The 21,598-nt window shown below is 61.8% G+C and carries 1 protein-coding gene (running past one end of the window); it reads right to left on the bottom strand.

Annotated elements, in window-relative coordinates; genetic code table 11:
• Positions 1 to 21,598, bottom strand: the 3' portion of a protein-coding gene (locus tag G4D79_RS25115; RefSeq protein ID WP_214514508.1) for a non-ribosomal peptide synthase/polyketide synthase. It continues 7,148 nt past the right edge of the window; 21,598 of the gene's 28,746 nt are visible here — the last part of the coding sequence; its start codon lies off the right edge, out of view; it ends in the stop codon at positions 1 to 3.

Genomic DNA, 21,598 nt, shown 5'->3' on the forward strand with positions numbered 1-21,598 from the left:
TTACCCGGCCGTACCCCCACGGCCCGCTGACACCGACTGTGCGTCAGCTATCACCGAGCTCACAAGTGTGGCGAGACCGTCGACGCCAAGTGCCGGCAGGATGCCCGGAACAAGTCCGGCGAGCGACACAGAAACCAGAGCATCGGGGGCGAGAGCAGCCCCCATGGCGGTACGCATGGCAACGAGCTTGGTCGACAACTCACCGAAGGTGACAGCCTGATCACCGTGGGTGAACGCAATTGCCTCAGGATCGGCGGCCGCCGCTGCGGCTGCCAGTTCGGGTAGGTCCGCCGCGGACTTCGGCTCGGCAGCGCTCGCTTCCTCACGTTCCTGCTCGGTCACGATGTCGATCGTGCGAATCACGACCCCGGGATCGGTCACCAGTTCTTCGAGCACCCGCCCGAATCGCGCCGCAAAAAGCGCGATGGTCGATTCGTCGAACAGGTCGGTCGCATAGGTGAAACGCATCCTCAGCCCGGACAGCACCCCGGCATCGTCGAATTGCTCGATACCGGTGAGCTGCAGATCGAACATCGCCTGGTCGAAACCGTTGTCGACCGCAGAGAGCTCGAGGCCCGGGAGCTGGAACGTACCGAGAGCCATGTTCTGGAAGGTGAGCATGACCTGGAAGAGCGGCGAGTATGCGTGAGAGCGCTCTCGCCCCAGTTCGTCGACCAACCGCTCGAACGGTACGTCGGCATTGGCGAATGCCGACAAGTCCTTGTCCTTCACGTGTGCCAGAACGTCGACGAACGTCGAAGCAGGCGCGATCTCCGTTCGCAAGACCAACGTGTTGACGAACATCCCGACAAGATCGTCGAGCGCCCGCTCACCTCGACCCGCGATCGGCGTACCGATTGCGATGTCGTTCGATCCACTCATCTTCGCCAACAGCACGGCCAGGGCAGTGTGAACCACCATGAAGACTGTCGAGTTCTGCTCCCGTGCGATCGTCGCGAGCCGGTCCGTGGTCTCGGAATCGACGGCAAACTCGAATTCCGCACCGCGCATGCTGGCCCGCGCCGGCCGCGGCCGGTCGGTCGGCAGTTCCAGAAGCTCCGGAGTGCCCTTGAGCTCGTTCACCCAGTACGCGAGTTGACGGCCCAGCTGACTGTCCGCGTCCTCCGGCGATCCGAGGACATCACGCTGCCACAGCGTGTAGTCGGCGTACTGCACCTCGAGCGGAGCCCACTCCGGGGTCTCCCCGCCGATACGTGCGGTGTACGCAACCATGGTGTCTCTGATCAACGGAGCCATCGAGAAGCCGTCACCGCTGATGTGGTGAATGACAACGACGAGGACCCGCTCGGATTCGTCGACCTCGAAGAGACGGATTCGCAACGGAACGGCTGTCGTGACATCGAAGCCCTCGCGAACTGTGTCAGCCACCTGCTCGGCGACCGACGCTTCGTCGGTTGCGATCACTTCCAGTCCCACCGCCGCTGCGGAGCGAGGCAGGATCATCTGAACCGGTCCGTTGCCCCGGTCCGGGTATACCGTCCGGAGCACTTCGTGACGCTCGATCAGATCCGACACCGCTGAGTGAAGTGCGTCGACATCGAGTGCGCCGGACAGCCGGATCGCGACGGGGATGTTGTACGCACCCGAGGTCTTGTCGAACTGATTGAGCACCCACATACGTTGCTGCGCCAACGACAGCGGAATCTCGTGCGGACGCACCTGAGCCACCAACGGTGGGCGGCCACCAGATCCCGCGTGTTCGAGAACCCTCGACGCCAATGCCCCGACAGTCGACGCCTCGAAGATCACGCGGACCGGAATCTGCGCGTCCAACGCCTCACCCAGCCTCGACACGACCTGCGTCGCGACGAGAGAGTTTCCGCCGAGCTCGAAGAAGTCGTCGTCGAGTCCGACCCTCGCCACACCGAGTACGTCAGCGAACACACCCGCCACGATCTCTTCGACGGGGTTGGTCGGCGCACGGAATTCGGTCGCCTCGAATTCGGGGTCGGGCAGGGCTTTGCGATCGACCTTGCCGTTGATGCTGAGCGGTAGTTCGTCCAAGACCATCAATGCCGCCGGCACCATGTAACTCGGCAACTCAGCCACAAGAGTCCGCTTCAAGGTTTCGACATCGATGCTTTCCCCGCTTTGAGGAACGACGTAGCCGACAAGTCGATCACCGGTACGCGCATCCGACTTGGCCACCACCACCGCGGAGTCCACGCTGGCCTGCTTGCGAAGAAGCGCTTCGATCTCACCGAGTTCGATGCGGTAGCCACGGATCTTGACCTGGAAGTCGGCGCGCTCCACGTAGTCGAGTTCGCCGTTCTCCGTCCACCGGACGAGGTCGCCCGTGCGGTACAACCGCGAACCCGCGTCACCGAAGACGTTGGCCACAAATCGTTCCGACGTCAGATCCGCGCGCCCGTGATAGCCGCGAGCAAGCTGGGCACCGGCGAGGTAAAGCTCCCCGGTGACTCCGACGGGGACCGGATGCAAACGTGTGTCGAGCACGAACACCTGCGTGTTCCATTCGGGGGCACCGATCGGCACCGAGGTCGTATCGTCCGAGCCGACGACGTGCGCTGTCACCGAGACTGCGGCCTCGGTCGGACCGTACAGATTCACCAACTGGGCGTCGCTGAGTTCTGCGAACTCGGTCGCGGTCGCGGCCGGCAACGCTTCACCGATCGCAAGCACCTGACGAAGTGATTCCGGAAGGCCATTTTCCGATGCCGACTGCAACATCGCGAGCATCGACGGCACCACGTGGAGCGTCGTGATCTTCTCCCGGGTCATCAGGTCGAGCAGGTAGCTCGGGTCCTTGTGACCTTCGGGTTCGGCAATCACCAGTCGTGCACCGGAAGTCAGTGCCGACCAGAACTCCCAGACCGAGAGGTCGAACGTTGCCGCGGTCTTGAGCACCATCGCATCGGATCGGTCCAGGCTGTACTGATCGCGCTTCCAGAGAATCTGGTTGACCACCGCCTGATGCGAGATCGCGACGCCCTTCGGTCGCCCCGTCGATCCCGACGTGAAGATCACGTAGGCGGTGTTGCCCACTCGCAGTGGAGCAATCCGATCCGCATCGGTAACCGTCGCTTCCGCGTAGGACGCGAGATCGATCGTGTCCACCTCGATCACGGAATCACCGAACGCCGGATTCTTCGCAGTGGTCGAGGCAGTGAGGACGCAGACCGGATCTGCCATGGTCAACACGTACTCGATGCGGTCCGCCGGGTGGTTCGGATCGATCGGTACGTATCCACCACCTGCCTTCACCACCGCGTACATGGCGACCAGCAGTTCGACCGATCGCTCGATTGCCAACGCGACCAACGACTCCGGACCGACACCGGTTGCAATCAGATGGCGTGCGAGACGGTTCACACGTGCATCGAACTCGGCGTAGGTCAGCGACGTGTTCCCGGCGATCACTGCCACCGCACCCGGGTTCGAACCGACCTGCTCGTCGAACAGTTCGACCAGAGTGACTCCCGGGACGGAGTGATCGGTCTCGTTCCAGCGGTTCAGGATCCGGTCGCTCTCGGACGAATCCAGCAGCGCGAAGTCGCCGACGGTCAACGACGGATCGGACGCGATCTCCGCGAGCAATCGCACGAATCGATCGGCGAAGTCCTGCACGGTCGACTCGTCGAACAGATCATGCGCGTAGCTGAACATCGACGTGATGCCGGCTGCAGATCCGTTCGCGTCGTACCGATCACTGACGATCAACTGAAGATCGAACTGCGCGACCCCGTTGTCGATATCGACGCCCTTGACGGTGAGCCCCGGAAGCTCGAGCCCTCCGGTTTCCATGTTCTGGAAGAGGAAGCCGACCTGATAGAGCGGATGACGAGCGGTCGAACGCGGTGGGTTGAGCACCTCCACGAGTCGCTCGAAAGGAACGTCCGAATGTGCAAATGCTTGAAGGTCGGTCTCCCTGACACGTCCGAGCAGGTCGAGGAACGGCGCGCCGCTGTCGATCTGCGTACGGAACACCAAGGTGTTCACGAACATGCCGATGAGATCGTCGAGTGCCCGCTCACCACGTCCTGCAATGGGTGTACCCACCGCGATGTCCTCGGTTCCGGACAGTCGAGCCAACAACATCGCGAACGCAGTGTGCGTGAGCATGAACAGCGTCGAGTTGTTTGCCCTGGCAAGACCGCTCAACCGAGCATGCAACTCTGCATCGATATCGAAGTGCAGGTAACCGCCGCGGAAGGACTGCGTCGCGGGGCGCGGCCGGTCGGCGGGAAGTGCAAGCTGATCAGGCAGCCCGGCAAGAGCATTGCTCCAGTACGCAATCTGCTGCGAAGCAATAGATCCCGCGTCTTCCTCACTGCCCAGCACCTCTCGCTGCCACAGGCTGTAGTCGGCGTACTGAACGTCGAGAGGAGCCCAGGACGGTGTGTACCCGGCAACCCGCGAGGCGTATGCGGTCACGACATCCCGAGCGAACGGTGCCATCGAGGAACCGTCGGCGGAAATATGATGAATCGCGACACCGAGTACGTATTCGTCGGAAGCCAACTGGAACAACCGGATACGAATCGGAATCTCGCGTGTGACGTCGAAGCGCGTCGACGCCAGCGCGACCAACTCACCTTCGAGTTCGTCCACGCCAGTCGGTTCTGCGACGATTTCGTCCGACCAACTCGACACGGGCTTGACGACCTGCACCGGACCGTCTCCGATTTCCGGGTAGACGGTTCGAAGTGATTCGTGCCGCCCGATCACATCAGAAATCGCCGCGCTCAGCGCGGAGACGTCAAGATCGCCCTGAAGGCGCAGCGCCATCGGGATGTTGTATGCCGCTGCACTCCCGTCGAATCGGTTGAGGAACCACATACGCTGCTGCGCCAACGAAAGCGGAATCCGCTCTGGCCGCTCGACCGCGGTCAGCGCGACTCGCCCACCCGACCCGGTCCGGCTTTCGGCGTGTGCTGCGAGATCCTGCACCGTGGATGCTTCGAACAGAACTCGAACCGAAAGTTCGGTGTCGAGAGCGTCGGCGATTCGTTTGATCGTGCGAGTGGCGTTGAGAGAGTTGCCGCCGAGCTCGAAGAAATCGTCATCGAGACCCACACGATCAACACCCAACACCTCGGCAAACACCGACGCAACGATCTCCTCCACCGCCGTCACCGGAGCCCGGAACACCGCAACCTCGAACACCGGCTCCGGCAACAACTTCCGATCCAACTTCCCCGAAGCATTGAGCGGCAACGCATCCAACACCACAAACTGCGACGGCACCATATACGACGCCAACCGCTCCCCCACACCCACCTTCACCACATCAACATCAACCGAAGACCCCACCGCAGCAGTGACATACGCAACCAACTGATCACGCCACACCACCACCACAACAGAACCCACACCCACCTGATCCCGAACCGCAGCCTCGATCTCCCCCAACTCGATCCGCTGACCACGCAACTTCACCTGAAAATCACTACGACCGACATACTCGAGCTCACCCGACACACCGATCCACCGCACCACATCCCCCGTGCGATACATCCGCGAACCCACCCCACCGAACGGATTCGCCACAAACCGCTCCGCCGACAAATCCACCCGCCCGAAATACCCACGAGCGACCTGCACACCCGACAAATACAACTCACCCGCAACACCCACCGGCACCGGACGCAACCGCGAATCCAACACCAACACCGACGAATTCCACACCGGAGCACCCATCGGCACCACCACACCCACACCATCGAGCGGACCCGCCGCCGTCGCATGCACCGTGAACTCCGTCGGACCATACAAATTATGAACCTCAACCGACGGCAACACCGACAACACCCGACCCACCACCGACGCCGGCAACGCCTCACCCGCCGCGAAAATCACCCGCAACGAACCCAACCCACCACCACCGAGACGCGAAATCGTCGCCTCCGACGTGTCGACCAACTGATCGACGAACACCTCCAACATCGACGGCACAAACGAGACCATCGACACCGACTCCGCCGCCACCACCGACGCCAAATACCCCGGATCCCGATGACCGTCATGAGTAGCCACCACCAACCGAGCACCCACCGCCAACGGAACAAACAACTCCCACACCGACACATCGAACGTCACCGGAGTCTTGAACAACACCACATCAGAACCCGACACCGCATAACGCTCCGCCAACCACGACACCTGATTGACCACACTGCGATGACTGACCGCCACCCCCTTCGGCCGACCCGTCGACCCCGACGTGAAAATCACATACGCCGTATTCCCCGACCGCAACGGCGCAACCCGATCCACATCCGAGACAGGAGCATCCGAAAAACCAGACACATCAACAACATCAACCTCGACCACCGGCACCACACCAGCATCGAAACCAACATCAGAAGTACTGACCACACACACCGGCGACGCCGCCGCCAACACATACCCATTACGGTCCGCAGGCTGATCCGGATCCACCGGAACATACCCACCACCAGCCCTGAGCACACCGTAAACCGCAACCAACAAATCAACCGACCGACGAACCGCAACACCCACCAACGACTCCGGCCCCACACCCACCGAAACCAAATACCTGGCAAAACGATTCACCCGAGCATCGAACTCCGCATACGACAACGACACACCCTCGAACGAGAGCGCTACCGCATCCGGAGACGCCGCCACCTGCGCATCGAACCCGTCCAACACCGACACACCCGCAACCTCACGAGCCGTGTCATTCCACCCCTCGAGCACCAACGAACGCTCAACAGAATCCAAAATATCAACGTCACCAACACGCACCGAAGGATCGGTGGCTACGGAGGAGAGCAGTCGAAGAACTCTGTCCAGCAACGCAGTTGCGTAGTCGGCATCGAAGAAGTCCGGTAGGTACCGCAGCGTCAAGTGCAACTGCTCGTCGAGTGCGATCAGCAGGGTCAACGGGTAGTTCGTGGAATCGTCCGAGGCGATGTCGTCGATCATCATTCCGTCGAGAACATCCGCCTGTGCGGCGAGGCCCTCACGGTCGACCGGGTACGACTCGAATACAACCAACGTGTCGAACAGTGTTCCGACGTCCGCTGCTTTCTGGACATCGGTCAAACCGAGATAGTGATGATCAAGCATTCTCGCCTGCTCGATCTGGACCCTGGCAACCAATTCTTCGACGGACTCCGCGGCGTCGAGGCGCACCCGCACGGGGAGGGTGTTGATGAACAACCCGACCATCGATTCGACGCCGGTGAGCGCCGGTGGCCGGCCGGACACTGTTGCACCGAAGACAACGTCGTCGGTTCCGGTCAACGCACCGAGCAGGACCGCCCACGCGCTCTGCACGATCGTGTTGGCGGTGACCCCGAGTCGTGCGGCCAGAGCGGTGAGCGCCGCGGTTGTCTCCGACGACATCGACACGTTCAGCTTCTGGGACAGCGCGGTGAATTCCTGTCCGCCTGTGACCTGAGCAAGCAGCGTCGGCTCTTCGACGCCGGAAAGCACATCCGCCCAGGCTGTGAGTGATCGATCACGATCCTGATCGACAAGCCACGCCAGGTAATTGCGATAGCTACGCACACGCGGAAGAACCGAGTCGTCACCACGCGTCGCGTACAGCGCCAACAGGTTCTGCAAGAGCAGTGGCACCGACCAACCGTCGAGAATAATGTGGTGATTCGCCACCACCAAGCGATAGTCCCCCTCCGCCATGGTGACGAAGGTGAACCGAATCAACGGCGGTGACGCCATGTCGAAGTGTGTCGCCTGGTCAGCCGTCAAAACTTCGTTCAGAGCTGCCTCACGGTCGACGGCCGCAATATCGCTGAGATCGATGTTCCGCCACGGGACTGGAACGTCTTCGAGGACTATCTGGACCGGCGTTCCGTCGTCGTCGGCCGTGAATGCCGTTCGCAGGTTCGCATAACGGTCGATGATTCCCTGTGCTGCAGTGCGCAAGCGGTCGGCATCCACCTTCCCGGACAGAGTGAGAATCATCTGCACCGAGTAGAGGTCGACGCTGGATTCTGCCAACATCGCGTGGAAGAGCAAACCGGACTGCAGCGGTGCCAGGGGCCAGATGTCGGTCACCGTACCGAATCGATTCTCGAAGCCGTCGATATCTCGTTGGCTCACGGAGACAAGCGGCACGTCGGACGGTGTGAGTCCACCGGCTCCGACGGAGCGAGAATGCTCCGCCAGGGCAGTCAGTGCTTCGACCCAAATCTGTGCAAATGTCTCGACACTCTCGCCGTCGATGGCACCGACGGGGTATGCGAAAGAGGCCTCCAGAACAGCACCGTCTGCGCCGTCGTTGACGATCGCATTGATGTCGACGACCTTGTTTGCGGGCATGTCGACGTCTTCGGGTGCCGACACGTTGGCGAAATCGCCGGCCGGCAGCCACCCGAGTCCCTCGACGCCTGCCGGAAGATCCTCGGCGACAACTCGTCCCAGGTAGTTGAAGCTGACCTGTCCCCCGGCGAAGCGAGAAAGCACTGCGCGCGTGTCTTCGTTCAGGTAGCGCAGCAGTCCGTACCCGACGCCCTTGTCCGGGATCGCCAGAAGCTGTTCCTTCACTGCTTTGATCGCGCGTCCCGCCGAATCACCTCCGGCGAAAGCGTCACCCAGATCTACCTCGGAAAGATCGAGACTGATCGGGAAGGCAGCGGTGAACCAGCCAACGGTCCTTGACAGATCCGCGCCAGGAATCACGGCTTCTTCGCGACCGTGGCCCTCGAGTTGCAGCAAGGCAGACGTCGAGTCGATTCCGGCTCGGCGACGCCACTCGATCAGCGCGAGTGCCAGTCCAGCGAGCAGGCCGTCGTTGGCGCCGCCGTTGAAAACCTCCGGCAGCGTGGTCAACAGAGTCTCCGTCACCTGAGTGGGGACCGTCACGCTTATCCGCTGAACCGTTGCCGCAACGTCGACGGCAGAGTCGTACGCCCTCTTACCCAGCACCGGGTCCGGTGTCTGCAACACCTTCCGCCACGTATCCAGCTCGGCCACACGCGAATCCCGATGGGCCTCTTCGGACAAAGCATGAGCCCAGCGTCGCATCGACGTACCGGTCGGCTCGAGAGCAACATCCCCCGTCGCTCCGCTCGCCCCGGCCATCTGAGCCGCAGCCGACACCAGATCCGGAACGATGATTCGCCAGGAAACCCCGTCGACGATCAGGTGATGTGCAGCAATGATCAAGCGCCCGGTGCGAGTGGGACCGAAGTCGACCCACACGAACTGAACCATTACGCCGTCCGCCGGATTCAACCGGCCGAGAGCCTCGTCGAGGCCCTTGGAAGCCGTGAGAACAATTGTCGACTCGTCCGCAGCCGCGTCGACATCGACGCGGCTGACCAGATCCTCGACGTCCACGGTTCCGGGCTCGGAGACCGACATCCCCCATCCGCGACCGTCGGAGATCAGCCGCGAGCGGAACATGTCGTGGTGGTCGACGACTGCAGCGAGTGTTCGCACGATGTCGGCTCGCTGCACTCCGAGTGGAAGCTCGAGAGTCATCGTCTGTGTGAATCGGTTGTAGCTGCCACCGCGCTCGACCATGAATCGTTCGATCGGCGTCAACGGCATCCAGCCGACTCCACCGCCCGGCAACTCCTCGAGCACCACCGCGGCCTCGACGTCGGCGGCATACTTCGCCACTTCGGCCAATGCCGCGACAGTCTTGCTCTCGAAGACGTCACTGGGTGCGAATACGACCCCACGTGCCTTCGCACGAGAGACGAGTTGGATGGACATGATCGAGTCGCCGCCCTGAGCGAAGAACGAGTCGTCGGTGCCGATGCGATCCAGGCCGAGAACGTCCGCGAAGATCTCGCTCAGGATTTGTTCCATCTCGGTGACCGGGGCGCGGAATTCCTTGGTCTCGAAAACCGGTGCTGGGAGCGCTTTTCGGTCCAGCTTGCCTGCCGGACTGAGCGGCATGTCCGAGGAGACCATGACCGAAGCCGGAACCATATGGGCCGGAAGGGTTCTGGAGACGAATTCGATCAATTCCGCCGAAGTGACCGAAGCGTGCTTTCCGGTGAACACGTACGACACCAGCGCCGGGGCACCCGACGGCAGGGTCGTACCCATCGTCGCAGCGAACTCGACCTCGGGGTGTGCCGTCAGCGATGCATCGATTTCGCCCAGTTCGATACGGAAACCGCGAATCTTGACCTGGAAATCGTTGCGGCCCACGTATTCCACGGCGTAGGTGGAGGGTGCCGTTCCAGCGACCCAGCGCACCACGTCACCGGTTCGGTACATTCGCTCGCCCGGATTACCGTGCGGGTTTGCCACGAATCGATCGGCACTCAAGCCTGGACGACGATGATAGCCGCGGGTCACCTGAGGACCGGACAGATACAGCTCGCCCGAGACTCCCAGTGGAACTGGATTGAGTCGTGTGTCCAGGACGAATGCGGCCATGTCACCGATCGTGGCGCCGATGTCCATTCGGTCACCGGGCAGAAGCGGAACGCTGACGTTCGTCACGATCGTCGTCTCGGTCGGGCCGTAGACATTCAGGAATGTCCTGGGAGCCGAAGCCGACGCGGCCGATCCGTCCCCTGTCGTCCACTTGCTGATCAGTTCCGGCGAATACGCTTCGCCACCCACGCCTACCACCGTCAGGTCGTCCAGGCCGCTCGGGTCCATCGACGCCAGGGCAGCGGGTGTGATGAACGCATGCGTGACTCGTTCGCTACGGAACACCTCAGCCAGTTCGTCGCCGCCGTACACGCCAGGCGGGACGATGACCATCGTCGCGCCGGTGGCCACCGCGAGGAACAACTCGAGCATCGACGCGTCGAAACTCGGTGACGCGAAGTGCAATGTCCGCGAGGTGGGCTTCACGAGGTAGTGCGCGGCCTGCGTGACACTGAAGCTCGCCAGTCCCGCGTTGGTCGCGACAACGCCCTTCGGCAGTCCTGTCGTGCCGGAGGTGTAGATGACCCAAGCCGGATGAGCAGTCGTCAGTGGACGGACACGTTCCTCGGCATCTATCGGCGCTCCGGACACTCCGGCGATCATCTGTTCGCCGAGCGGTCCGTCCACGACCAACCACTCGACGTCGTCGGCGAGATTCGGACGTTCGACGTCGAGGGTCAGGCCAACCTTCGCACCCGAGTCGCTGAGCATGTGCGCGATACGGTCTGCCGGATAGTGCGGATCGATCGGAACGACCGCTGCCCCGGTCTTCGACACTGCCCAGACCGCGAGTACCGATTCGACGGATCTCGGAATCGACACCGCCACAAGATCTTCAGCCCCGAGACCACGGTTGATCAAAACGCGGGCCAGCTTCGACGACCACTCGTCGACCTCTCGATACGTCATGGACCTACCGGCCGCGGCCTGCGCCGTGCCGGGGTAGCGCAAAGCGACGTTGTCCGGGTAGCGCGCAGCAGCGTCGGCAAGAATCTCGGCCAACGGCGCCTGCGCTACTCCTGACGAAGCCCTTTGACTCGTCAGAACCTCACGCTCGGACGCGTCGAGGATTTCGATGTCACCCACTGAAGTTGCGGGGTCCGTCGCAATTCCGTTCAGAATGCGCATCAATCGTGCGGCGAATCCGCGGACGGTCGATTCGTCGAACAGATCCGTCGCGTACGTGAACGTCGCCGACAGCCCTTCTGATACCTCACTGATCGTGAGCTGCAGGTCGAACTTGGCCACGGTCTCGTCGATTTCGAACTCGGCCGCCGTCAGACCGGGCAGAGCCAACGAGTTCTGCCCCAGGTTCTGAAATGCCAATGCCACCTGGAACAGCGGGTGATGTGCCCTCGACCGAACGGGATCCAGCACTTCCACGAGCCGCTCGAACGGAAGGTCCGAGTGCGCGAACGCCTGAAGGTCGGTTTCCCGAGCCGAGGCCAGAAGTGTTGTGAACGCCGCCGACGGATCAACCTCGGTACGCAAAACCAGGGTGTTGACGAACATTCCGATCAAATCGTCGAGTTCGGATTCACCTCGCCCGGCCATCGGTGCACCGATGTTGATGTCCGTTGTTCCCGACAGACGAGCGAGAAGCGACGCCAGAGCCGCATGGACCACCATGAACATCGACGCATTGTGTTCCCGGCCCACGCTGATCAGCCGCTCATGCAATTCCTGACCGATCGAGAATTCGAATGTCGCTCCCTGACCGGAGAATACCGCCGGCCGAGCCCGATCCCCCGGAAGATTCAACTGTTCGGGCACGCCGTCCAGTGCTTGCGCCCAGTAAGTGATCTGTTGCGCGATGACGGACTGCGGATCGTCCTCGGACCCGAGAACCTCACGCTGCCACAACGAGTAATCGGCATACTGCACCGGCAACGGCGTCCAGGTCGGAGCCTGGCCGTTGGTTCGGGCGTAGTAGGCGGTCATGACGTCGCGGGTCAGCGGGCCCATCGAGAAACCGTCGGTCGAGATGTGATGCACCACGAATACCAGAACGTGCTCGTCGGCCTTGATCTGGAAAAGCTTGGCGCGCAACGGCACCTCGGCCGTCACGTCGAAGCCTGCCGCTACGAAGTTCGTTACCTCGGAAACGATCTCCGAATCCGAGACCGAGGTTGCCGCGAGGTTCACGTCGACATCAGCCGGTGCAACGATCTTCTGGTAGCCGACGCCGTCGACCTCGGGGTAGACCGTGCGCAGAACCTCGTGACGGCCGATAACGTCGGCGACCGCTTGCTCCAGCCCCAAGACGTCCAGTTCTCCGGTGAGAGTTATCGCAACCGGGACGTTGTTCCCTGCCGAGCTCGTATCCAACTGGTTGAGGAACCACATGCGCTGCTGCGCCAACGACAACGGAACCCGAACCGGACGCACCTGCGCAGTCAACGCCGCACGTGAACCGCCACCGACATGAGAACCCAAACGAGCAGCCAACGCCTCCACCGTCGACGCCTCGAACAACTCCCGCACCGACACCGAAGCATCCAACGCCTGACCCAACCGAGACGTCACCTGCGTCGCAATCAGCGAATTACCACCGAGCGCGAAGAAATCATCATCCAAACCAACACGCTCGACGCCCAGAACATCCGCAAACGTCTGCGCAACAACCTCTTCCACCACCGACGTCGGAGCACGGAACACCGCAACCTGCAACGACGGAACCGGCAACGCCCGACGATCCAACTTCCCGTTCACCGTCAACGGAATCGCATCCAACACCACAAACGCCGACGGCACCATGTACTCCGGCAACAACGAACCCACACTGGTGCGGACATCGTCGACCGAAACGCTCACACCCGCAGCCGGAACCACATACGCCACCAACCGCTGATCACCCGGAGAATCCTCACGAACAACCACCGCCGTCTGCGCCACCGACACATCCGCCAACACCGCAGACTCGATCTCACCGATCTCGATCCGGAATCCACGGATCTTCACCTGATCATCCGCGCGACCCAGATACTCCAAATCACCAGCACTGTTCCACGACGCGACGTCACCCGTGCGGTACAACACCTCGCCGGCATTGAACGGATTCGCCACAAACCGCGTCGACGTCAACCCCGCCTGACCCAGATAACCCCGAGCCAACTGAACACCAGAGACATACATCTCACCCGCGACACCAACAGGCACCGGAGCCAAACGCGTATCGAGCACGAACACCTGCAGACCCGAAATAGCCTGACCCACAACACTCGCCGACGCATCCGCCGCCAACGCAGCATCCAACACACGATGGCTCACATGCACCGTCGTCTCCGTGATGCCGTACATGTTCACCAACGTCGGCGCGAAGTCACCGCGGCGGCCGTACCAATCCGACAAGCGACGCAGCTCGAGCGCCTCGCCGCCGAAAACAACCCACCGCAACGACAACTCAGCAGCCCGACCGGATTCCGACGCCAACCGATCAGCCTCGGCCAACTGATAGAACGCCGACGGCGTCTGATTGAGCACCGTCACCCGCTCAGCAGCAAGCAACTCCAAGAACTGCTCCGGCGACCGCGACGTCACATAATCCACAACCACCAACGTGCCGCCGTACAACAGCGGACCCCACAACTCCCACACCGAGAAGTCGAACGCATAACTGTGGAACATCGTCCACACATCGGATTCGTCGAACCCGTACACACTCTCAGTATTCGCAAACAACTTCGCCACCGTCGTGTGCGGAACCTGCACACCCTTCGGGCGACCCGTCGAACCCGACGTGTAAATCACATACGCAACATTCGACGACCGCAACGGCGCAACACGATCCGCATCCGAAACCACCGAACCATCGAACTCCGACAAATCCACCGCGTCGATATCAACCACAGGCAAACCAGCGGGCAATACCAACTCACGCCCGGACCACGAAATCGCAGCCACCGGAGCAGCATCAGCCAACATGAACTCGACACGATCAGCCGGATACGACGGATCCACCGGCAAATACCCCGCACCGGACTTCACCACCGCCAACAACGCCACCACAAGATCCGCCGACCGCGGCAACGCCACCGCCACCAACGACTCCGGACCACAACCCTGAGCAATCAACCTGCGCGCCAAACGATTAGCCCGCACCGACAACTCACCATACGACAACGACTCGCCACCGAACCGCACCGCAACCCGATCACCAAACCGCGCAGCAGCATCATCGAACCACGCCGACAACGTCGAATCCACACCACTGTCGACACCCGTGTCGCTCCATGACAGAACGCGATCCAACTCACCGGCGGTCATAACATCCACGTCGCCAACGGCAGCGGCCGGATTCGCGACAACGCCACGGAGGACGGACACGAACCGATCAGCGAACTCGGCCGCTGTCGACGCGTCGAACAGATCCGTCGCGTAGGTCAGGGTGCCGGACATACCGGCGTCAGCGGCTTCTTCAAGTGTGAATTGCAGATCGAACTTGGCCAGTGCTGCGTCGAATTCCACAGCAGCGGCGGTGAGTCCGGGCAGTTCGAGAGCACTCTGTCCAAGGTTCTGGAACGTCAACGCCACCTGGAACAACGGATGACGAGCCTGCGAACGAACCGGATCGAGAACCTCCACCACACGCTCGAACGGAACATCCGCATGCGCGAACGCCTGCAAATCCACCTGACGCGCCGACGCCAACAACTCGGCAAACGACATCGACGGATCAACCTCGGTACGCAGCACCAAGGTATTGACGAACATACCGATCACGTCATCGAGCTCGGCTTCACCACGACCCGCGATCGGGGCACCGATCGCAATGTCGGTCGTCGCGGACAGTCGTGCCAACAGCACCGCCAGAGCCGAGTGAACAACCATGAACGGAGTTGCGTTCGTTGCCTTGGCCAGTTCGTCCAGCTCAGACCACAGCTGCGGTTCGATGGTGAAACTGTGATTGGCGCCGCGCCCTGAAGCAATCTCGGGACGCGGACGATCACCAGGCAGATCCAACTGCTCCGGAAGATCAGCCAACGCATCCGACCAGAACGCAATCTGCTTCGCGATCATGGACTGCGGATCGTCCTCGGACCCGAGAACCTCACGCTGCCACAACGAGTAATCGGCATACTGCACCGGCAACGGCGTCCAGGTCGGAGCCTGGCCGTTGGTTCGGGCGTAGTAGGCGGTCATGACGTCGCGGGTCAGCGGGCCCATCGAGAAACCGTCGGTCGAGATGTGATGCATCACGAACGACAACACGAAGTCGTCATCGGCGACCTGAAAAAGCTTGGCGCGCAACGGAACCTCGACAGTGACATCGAAACCCTGGGCGAAGAACGAATACAGCTCCGCCTGGATTCGGTCGTCTGTGACGCGTTCTGCGCCGAGATCGATCGAGACATCTTCTACCGAGCAGATCTTCTGGTAGCCGACGCCGTCGACCTCGGGGTAGACCGTGCGCAGAACCTCGTGGCGGCCGATAACGTCGTGAACTGCCGAATTCAGGGCCGCCAGATCGAGCGCACCCGTGAGCCGAACGGCAACAGGGACATTGTTGACAGCAGAATCGGTGTCGAATCGGTTGAGGAACCACATGCGCTGCTGCGCCAACGACAACGGAACCCGAACCGGACGCACCTGCGCAGTCAACGCCGCACGTGAACCGCCACCGACATGAGAACCCAAACGAGCAGCCAACGCCTCCACCGTCGACGCCTCGAACAACTCCCGCACCGACACCGAAGCATCCAACGCCTGACCCAACCGAGACGTCACCTGCGTCGCAATCAGCGAATTACCACCGAGCGCGAAGAAATCATCATCCAAACCAACACGCTCGACGCCCAGAACATCCGCAAACGTCTGCGCAACAACCTCTTCCACCACCGACGTCGGAGCACGGAACACCGCAACCTGCAACGACGGAACCGGCAACGCCCGACGATCCAACTTCCCGTTCACCGTCAACGGAATCGCATCCAACACCACAAACGCCGACGGCACCATGTACTCCGGCAACAACGAACCCACACTGGTGCGGACATCGTCGACCGAAACGCTCACACCCGCAGCCGGAACCACATACGCCACCAACCGCTGATCACCCGGAGAATCCTCACGAACAACCACCGCCGTCTGCGCCACCGACACATCCGCCAACACCGCAGACTCGATCTCACCGATCTCGATCCGGAATCCACGGATCTTCACCTGATCATCCGCGCGACCCAGATACTCCAAATCACCAGCACTGTTCCACGACGCGACGTCACCCGTGCGGTACAACACCTCGCCGGCATTGAACGGATTCGCCACAAACCGCGTCGACGTCAACCCCGCCTGACCCAGATAACCCCGAGCCAACTGAACACCAGAGACATACATCTCACCCGCGACACCAACAGGCACCGGAGCCAAACGCGTATCGAGCACGAACACCTGCAGACCCGAAATAGCCTGACCCACAACACTCGCCGACGCATCCGCCGCCAACGCAGCATCCAACACACGATGGCTCACATGCACCGTCGTCTCCGTGATGCCGTACATGTTCACCAACGTCGGCGCGAAGTCACCGCGGCGGCCGTACCAATCCGACAAGCGACGCAGCTCGAGCGCCTCGCCGCCGAAAACAACCCACCGCAACGACAACTCAGCAGCCCGACCGGATTCCGACGCCAACCGATCAGCCTCGGCCAACTGATAGAACGCCGACGGCGTCTGATTGAGCACCGTCACCCGCTCAGCAGCAAGCAACTCCAAGAACTGCTCCGGCGACCGCGACGTCACATAATCCACAACCACCAACGTGCCGCCGTACAACAGCGGACCCCACAACTCCCACACCGAGAAGTCGAACGCATAACTGTGGAACATCGTCCACACATCGGATTCGTCGAACCCGTACACACTCTCAGTATTCGCAAACAACTTCGCCACCGTCGTGTGCGGAACCTGCACACCCTTCGGGCGACCCGTCGAACCCGACGTGTAAATCACATACGCAACATTCGACGACCGCAACGGCGCAACACGATCCGCATCCGAAACCACCGAACCATCGAACTCCGACAAATCCACCGCGTCGATATCAACCACAGGCAAACCAGCGGGCAATACCAACTCACGCCCGGACCACGAAATCGCAGCCACCGGAGCAGCATCAGCCAACATGAACTCGACACGATCAGCCGGATACGACGGATCCACCGGCAAATACCCCGCACCGGACTTCACCACCGCCAACAACGCCACCACAAGATCCGCCGACCGCGGCAACGCCACCGCCACCAACGACTCCGGACCACAACCCTGAGCAATCAACCTGCGCGCCAAACGATTAGCCCGCACCGACAACTCACCATACGACAACGACTCGCCACCGAACCGCACCGCAACCCGATCACCAAACCGCGCAGCAGCATCATCGAACCACGCCGACAACGTCGAATCCACACCACGATCGATCTGGCCGGCACTGAAGCGGGACAGCAGGTTTCGTTCTCCATCGACCAAGATGTCAACGTCACCCACCGCTACGGTGGGATCAGCAGTCACCGCACGGAAGGTCCTTACCAGCCGATCACCGAATTCCACAACGGTCGACTCGTCGAACAGATCCGTCGCATACGTCAAAGAGGCGGACATTCCGGCGGGTGCGCCGGCCTCGTCGGTTCGTTCGGTCAGGGTCAACTGGAGGTCGAATTTCGCCAGCGCAAGATCGGCACTTTCGATCGACACTTCGAGGTCGCCCAGTTCGAGCGTTGTCTGTTCGTGGTTCTGGAACGTCAATGCCACCTGGAACAGCGGATGACGAGCCTGCGAACGAACCGGATCGAGAACCTCCACCACACGCTCGAACGGAACATCCGCATGCGCGAACGCCTGTAGATCCACTTCACGCGCCGACGCCAACAGATCCGTGAACGACATCGACGGATCAACCTCGGTACGCAACACCAAAGTGTTGACGAACATACCGATCAGATCGTCGAGCTGCGCCTCACCGCGACCCGCGATCGGTGTACCGATCGCGATGTCGGTCGTTGCGGACAAACGAGAAAGTACGACGGCGAGCGCTGCGTGAACAACCATGAATGGTGTCGAGTTACTGCTGTGCGCAATCGAATTGACAGCTTCGTGCAGGGTGGCGTCGATATCGAACTCGACCTCGGCTCCGCGCCCTGAAGCGACCTCGGGACGCGGACGATCGGCAGGCAGATCCAACTGCTCCGGAAGATCAGCCAACGCATCCGACCAGAACGCAATCTGCTTCGCGATCACGGACCGCGGATCGTCCTCGGACCCGAGAACCTCACGCTGCCACAACGAGTAATCGGCGTACTGCACCGGCAACGGCGTCCAAGCCGGCACCGACGCTCGTGTACGTGCTTCGTAGGCAACCATCACGTCACGGGTCAACGGACCCATCGAGAAACCGTCGGTCGAGATGTGATGCACGACGAACACCAGAACGTATTCGCTGTCGCCGACTTTGAAAAGCTTGGCGCGCAACGGGACTTCGGACGTCACGTCGAAGCCGACTGTCGCCAGCTCGGCGACGCCCGCAGCCAGGCGATCTTCCGTGATCGACACGGGGCTGAGATCGACGACAACGTCTTGGACGTCGAGGACGTCCTGATAGCCGACGCCGTCGACGTCTGGATACACAGTTCGCAGTGATTCGTGTCGGCCCACGACATCGATCACGGCGGCGTCAAGAGCTGCCACATCGAGGGCGCCCGAAATCCTGATCGCCGCCGGGACGTTGTTCACTGCCGACGCGGGTTCGAACCTGTTCAGGAACCACATGCGCTGCTGTGCCAACGAAAGTGGGATCCGAGCTGGCCGGGGCTGCTGCACCAGTGGGGCGGTGGCGCCCGAACCGGCGTGCAGCTCGAGCCGGACGGCGAGTGACTGCACGGTCGACGCTTCGAAGAGCGCACGAACCGGAACGCTTGTGTCGAGCGCCTCTCCCAGCCGAGCGGCGACACGGGTCGCGATCAACGAGTTGCCGCCGAGTTCGAAGAAATCATCGTCGCGGCCAACCTGTGCGACTCCGAGAACTTCGGAGAACACCTGCGCGACAGTCTCTTCGACGGTCGTGATCGGCGCCTGGTACACCTTGGACTCGAACACGGGCGAGGGCAGAGCCTTGATGTCCGTCTTGCCCGCGGTGGTCAACGGAATCGAATCGAGTACCAGTACCGAGTCGGGGACCATGTAGCCGGTCAGGAACGTCGACACCGACTCGATGACCTGTGCGGGATCCACCTCGGCGCCGGCCTGCGGCACGACGTATGCAACGAGACGATCTCCGAAGTGATCGTCGGAACGAACGAGAGCAACAGCTTGCGCAACGCCCGCGCAACGGGTCAGCGCGGCCTCGATCTCGCCGAGTTCGATACGGAACCCACGGATCTTGACCTGGAAGTCACTGCGGCCCACGTACTCCACTGCGCCACCGTCGATCCACCGGACCACGTCACCCGTGCGGTACAGCCGCTCTCCCGGCGCCCCGAACGGGTCTGCGACAAAACGACCCGCTGTCAATGCCGGCTGTCCCAGGTATCCACGAGCGACCTGAACACCCGACACGTACAACTCACCTGCGACACCAACCGGAACGGGCTGCAAGCGGCCGTCCAAGATCCGCGCGGCCATTCCCCGAATCGGGCCGCCGATGTTCATACGATCAAACGCGGTCAGCGTATCGCTGATGTTCGAGGCGACTGTCGACTCCGTCGGACCGTACGCATTGAAGAATCCACGCACACCGCCATCCGGAAGCGGCACCGCCCACTTGGCAACGAGAGACCGCGAACTGGCTTCGCCACCGACGACAACCACCCGCAACGCGTCGAGCCCGCTCGGATCCACTGATGCCAGCGCAGCGGGCGTCACGAACGCATGCGTCACGCCCTCCGAGCGCAAGATCTCGGCCAATTCCGCGCCGCCGTACACCGTCGTCGGCGCAATCACCATCGTCGATGCTGCTCCGAATGCCATCAGCAACTCGAGAACAGAAGCATCGAAACTCGGCGAGGCGAAATGCAGCGTTCGAGCATCCGCGGTCAGCGCATAGCGCTCGACCTGCTCGGCGCAGAAGTTCGCCACACCCGCATTGGTGACCACAACGCCCTTGGGCAGACCCGTGGTGCCAGAGGTGTAGATGACGTAAGCAGGCTGCCGCTCGTCGATCGCACTGCGTCGATCCGAATCACTCACCGGCGCGCAAGATTCTGCCGCGCACGCCGCCACTGTCTTCTCGTCGTCGAGAACAACCCACGTCAACGCCGACGGCAATCCTGCCTCGACGTCACTGAGCGCAAGACCCAGCACCGCACCGGAATCGGAGATCATGTGGGCGATACGGTCAACCGGATACGTCGGGTCGACGGGCACGAATGCAGCACCCGTTTTCACCACTGCCCACAGAGCGAGAACCGAATCGGCCGAACGCGGAATCGCGATCGCGACCCGATCCTCCGGCCCGACGCCCTTCGCAATCAGAACACGAGCGAGTCGCGACGACCGCTCGTCGAGTTCGCGGTAGCTGATCGACTGACCGTCGAAGCGAATCGCATCCGCCGACGGATCCACAGCGGCCGCCGCTGTGAGGATCTCGACCAGGGTTCCCGAGACCGACTGACCTCCATGAACATCGGCCAGCACACCCCGCTCGGCCGCATCGAGAATATCGATGTCACCGACGACAATCGAAGGAACCGACACGACAGTCTCGAGGATACGAACCAGACGCCGAGCAAACCCCTCGACCGTCGAAACGTCGAACAGATCTGCAGCAAACGTGAATTCGGCCGAGAGCCCTTGCTGGATCCCGTCTTCGCCGATCGACTCTGTTACTGCGAGTTCGAGGTCGAACTTGGCAGTGGTCGTGTCGATTTCGGCGGCCTTGATCGCCAGTCCCGGCAGTTCCAATGCCGTTTGCGCGAGATTCTGCAAGGACAGCACAACCTGGAAGAGCGGATGTCTGGCCTGCGACCGGGCGGGAGCCAAGACGTCCACCAACCGCTCGAAGGGCACGTCCGAGTGAGCGAACGCTCCGAGCGCGGAATCACTCGCCGCAGCCAGCAGATCCGTGAATGCCTGGGCCGGGTCGACCTCGGTCCGCAGAACAAGCGTGTTGACGAACATGCCGACGAGATCGTCGAGCGCCTCGTCGCCACGACCGGCAACGGGAGTGCCCACGGCGATGTCCGAGGTTCCGCTCAGTCGGGCCATCAGAACGGCAAGCGCCGAGTGCAACGCCATG

Origin of the sequence: Rhodococcus sp. WY5, assembly GCF_018588185.1 — a bacterium.
In the GTDB taxonomy this organism is placed as follows: Bacteria; Actinomycetota; Actinomycetes; order Mycobacteriales; family Mycobacteriaceae; genus Rhodococcus_F; species Rhodococcus_F qingshengii.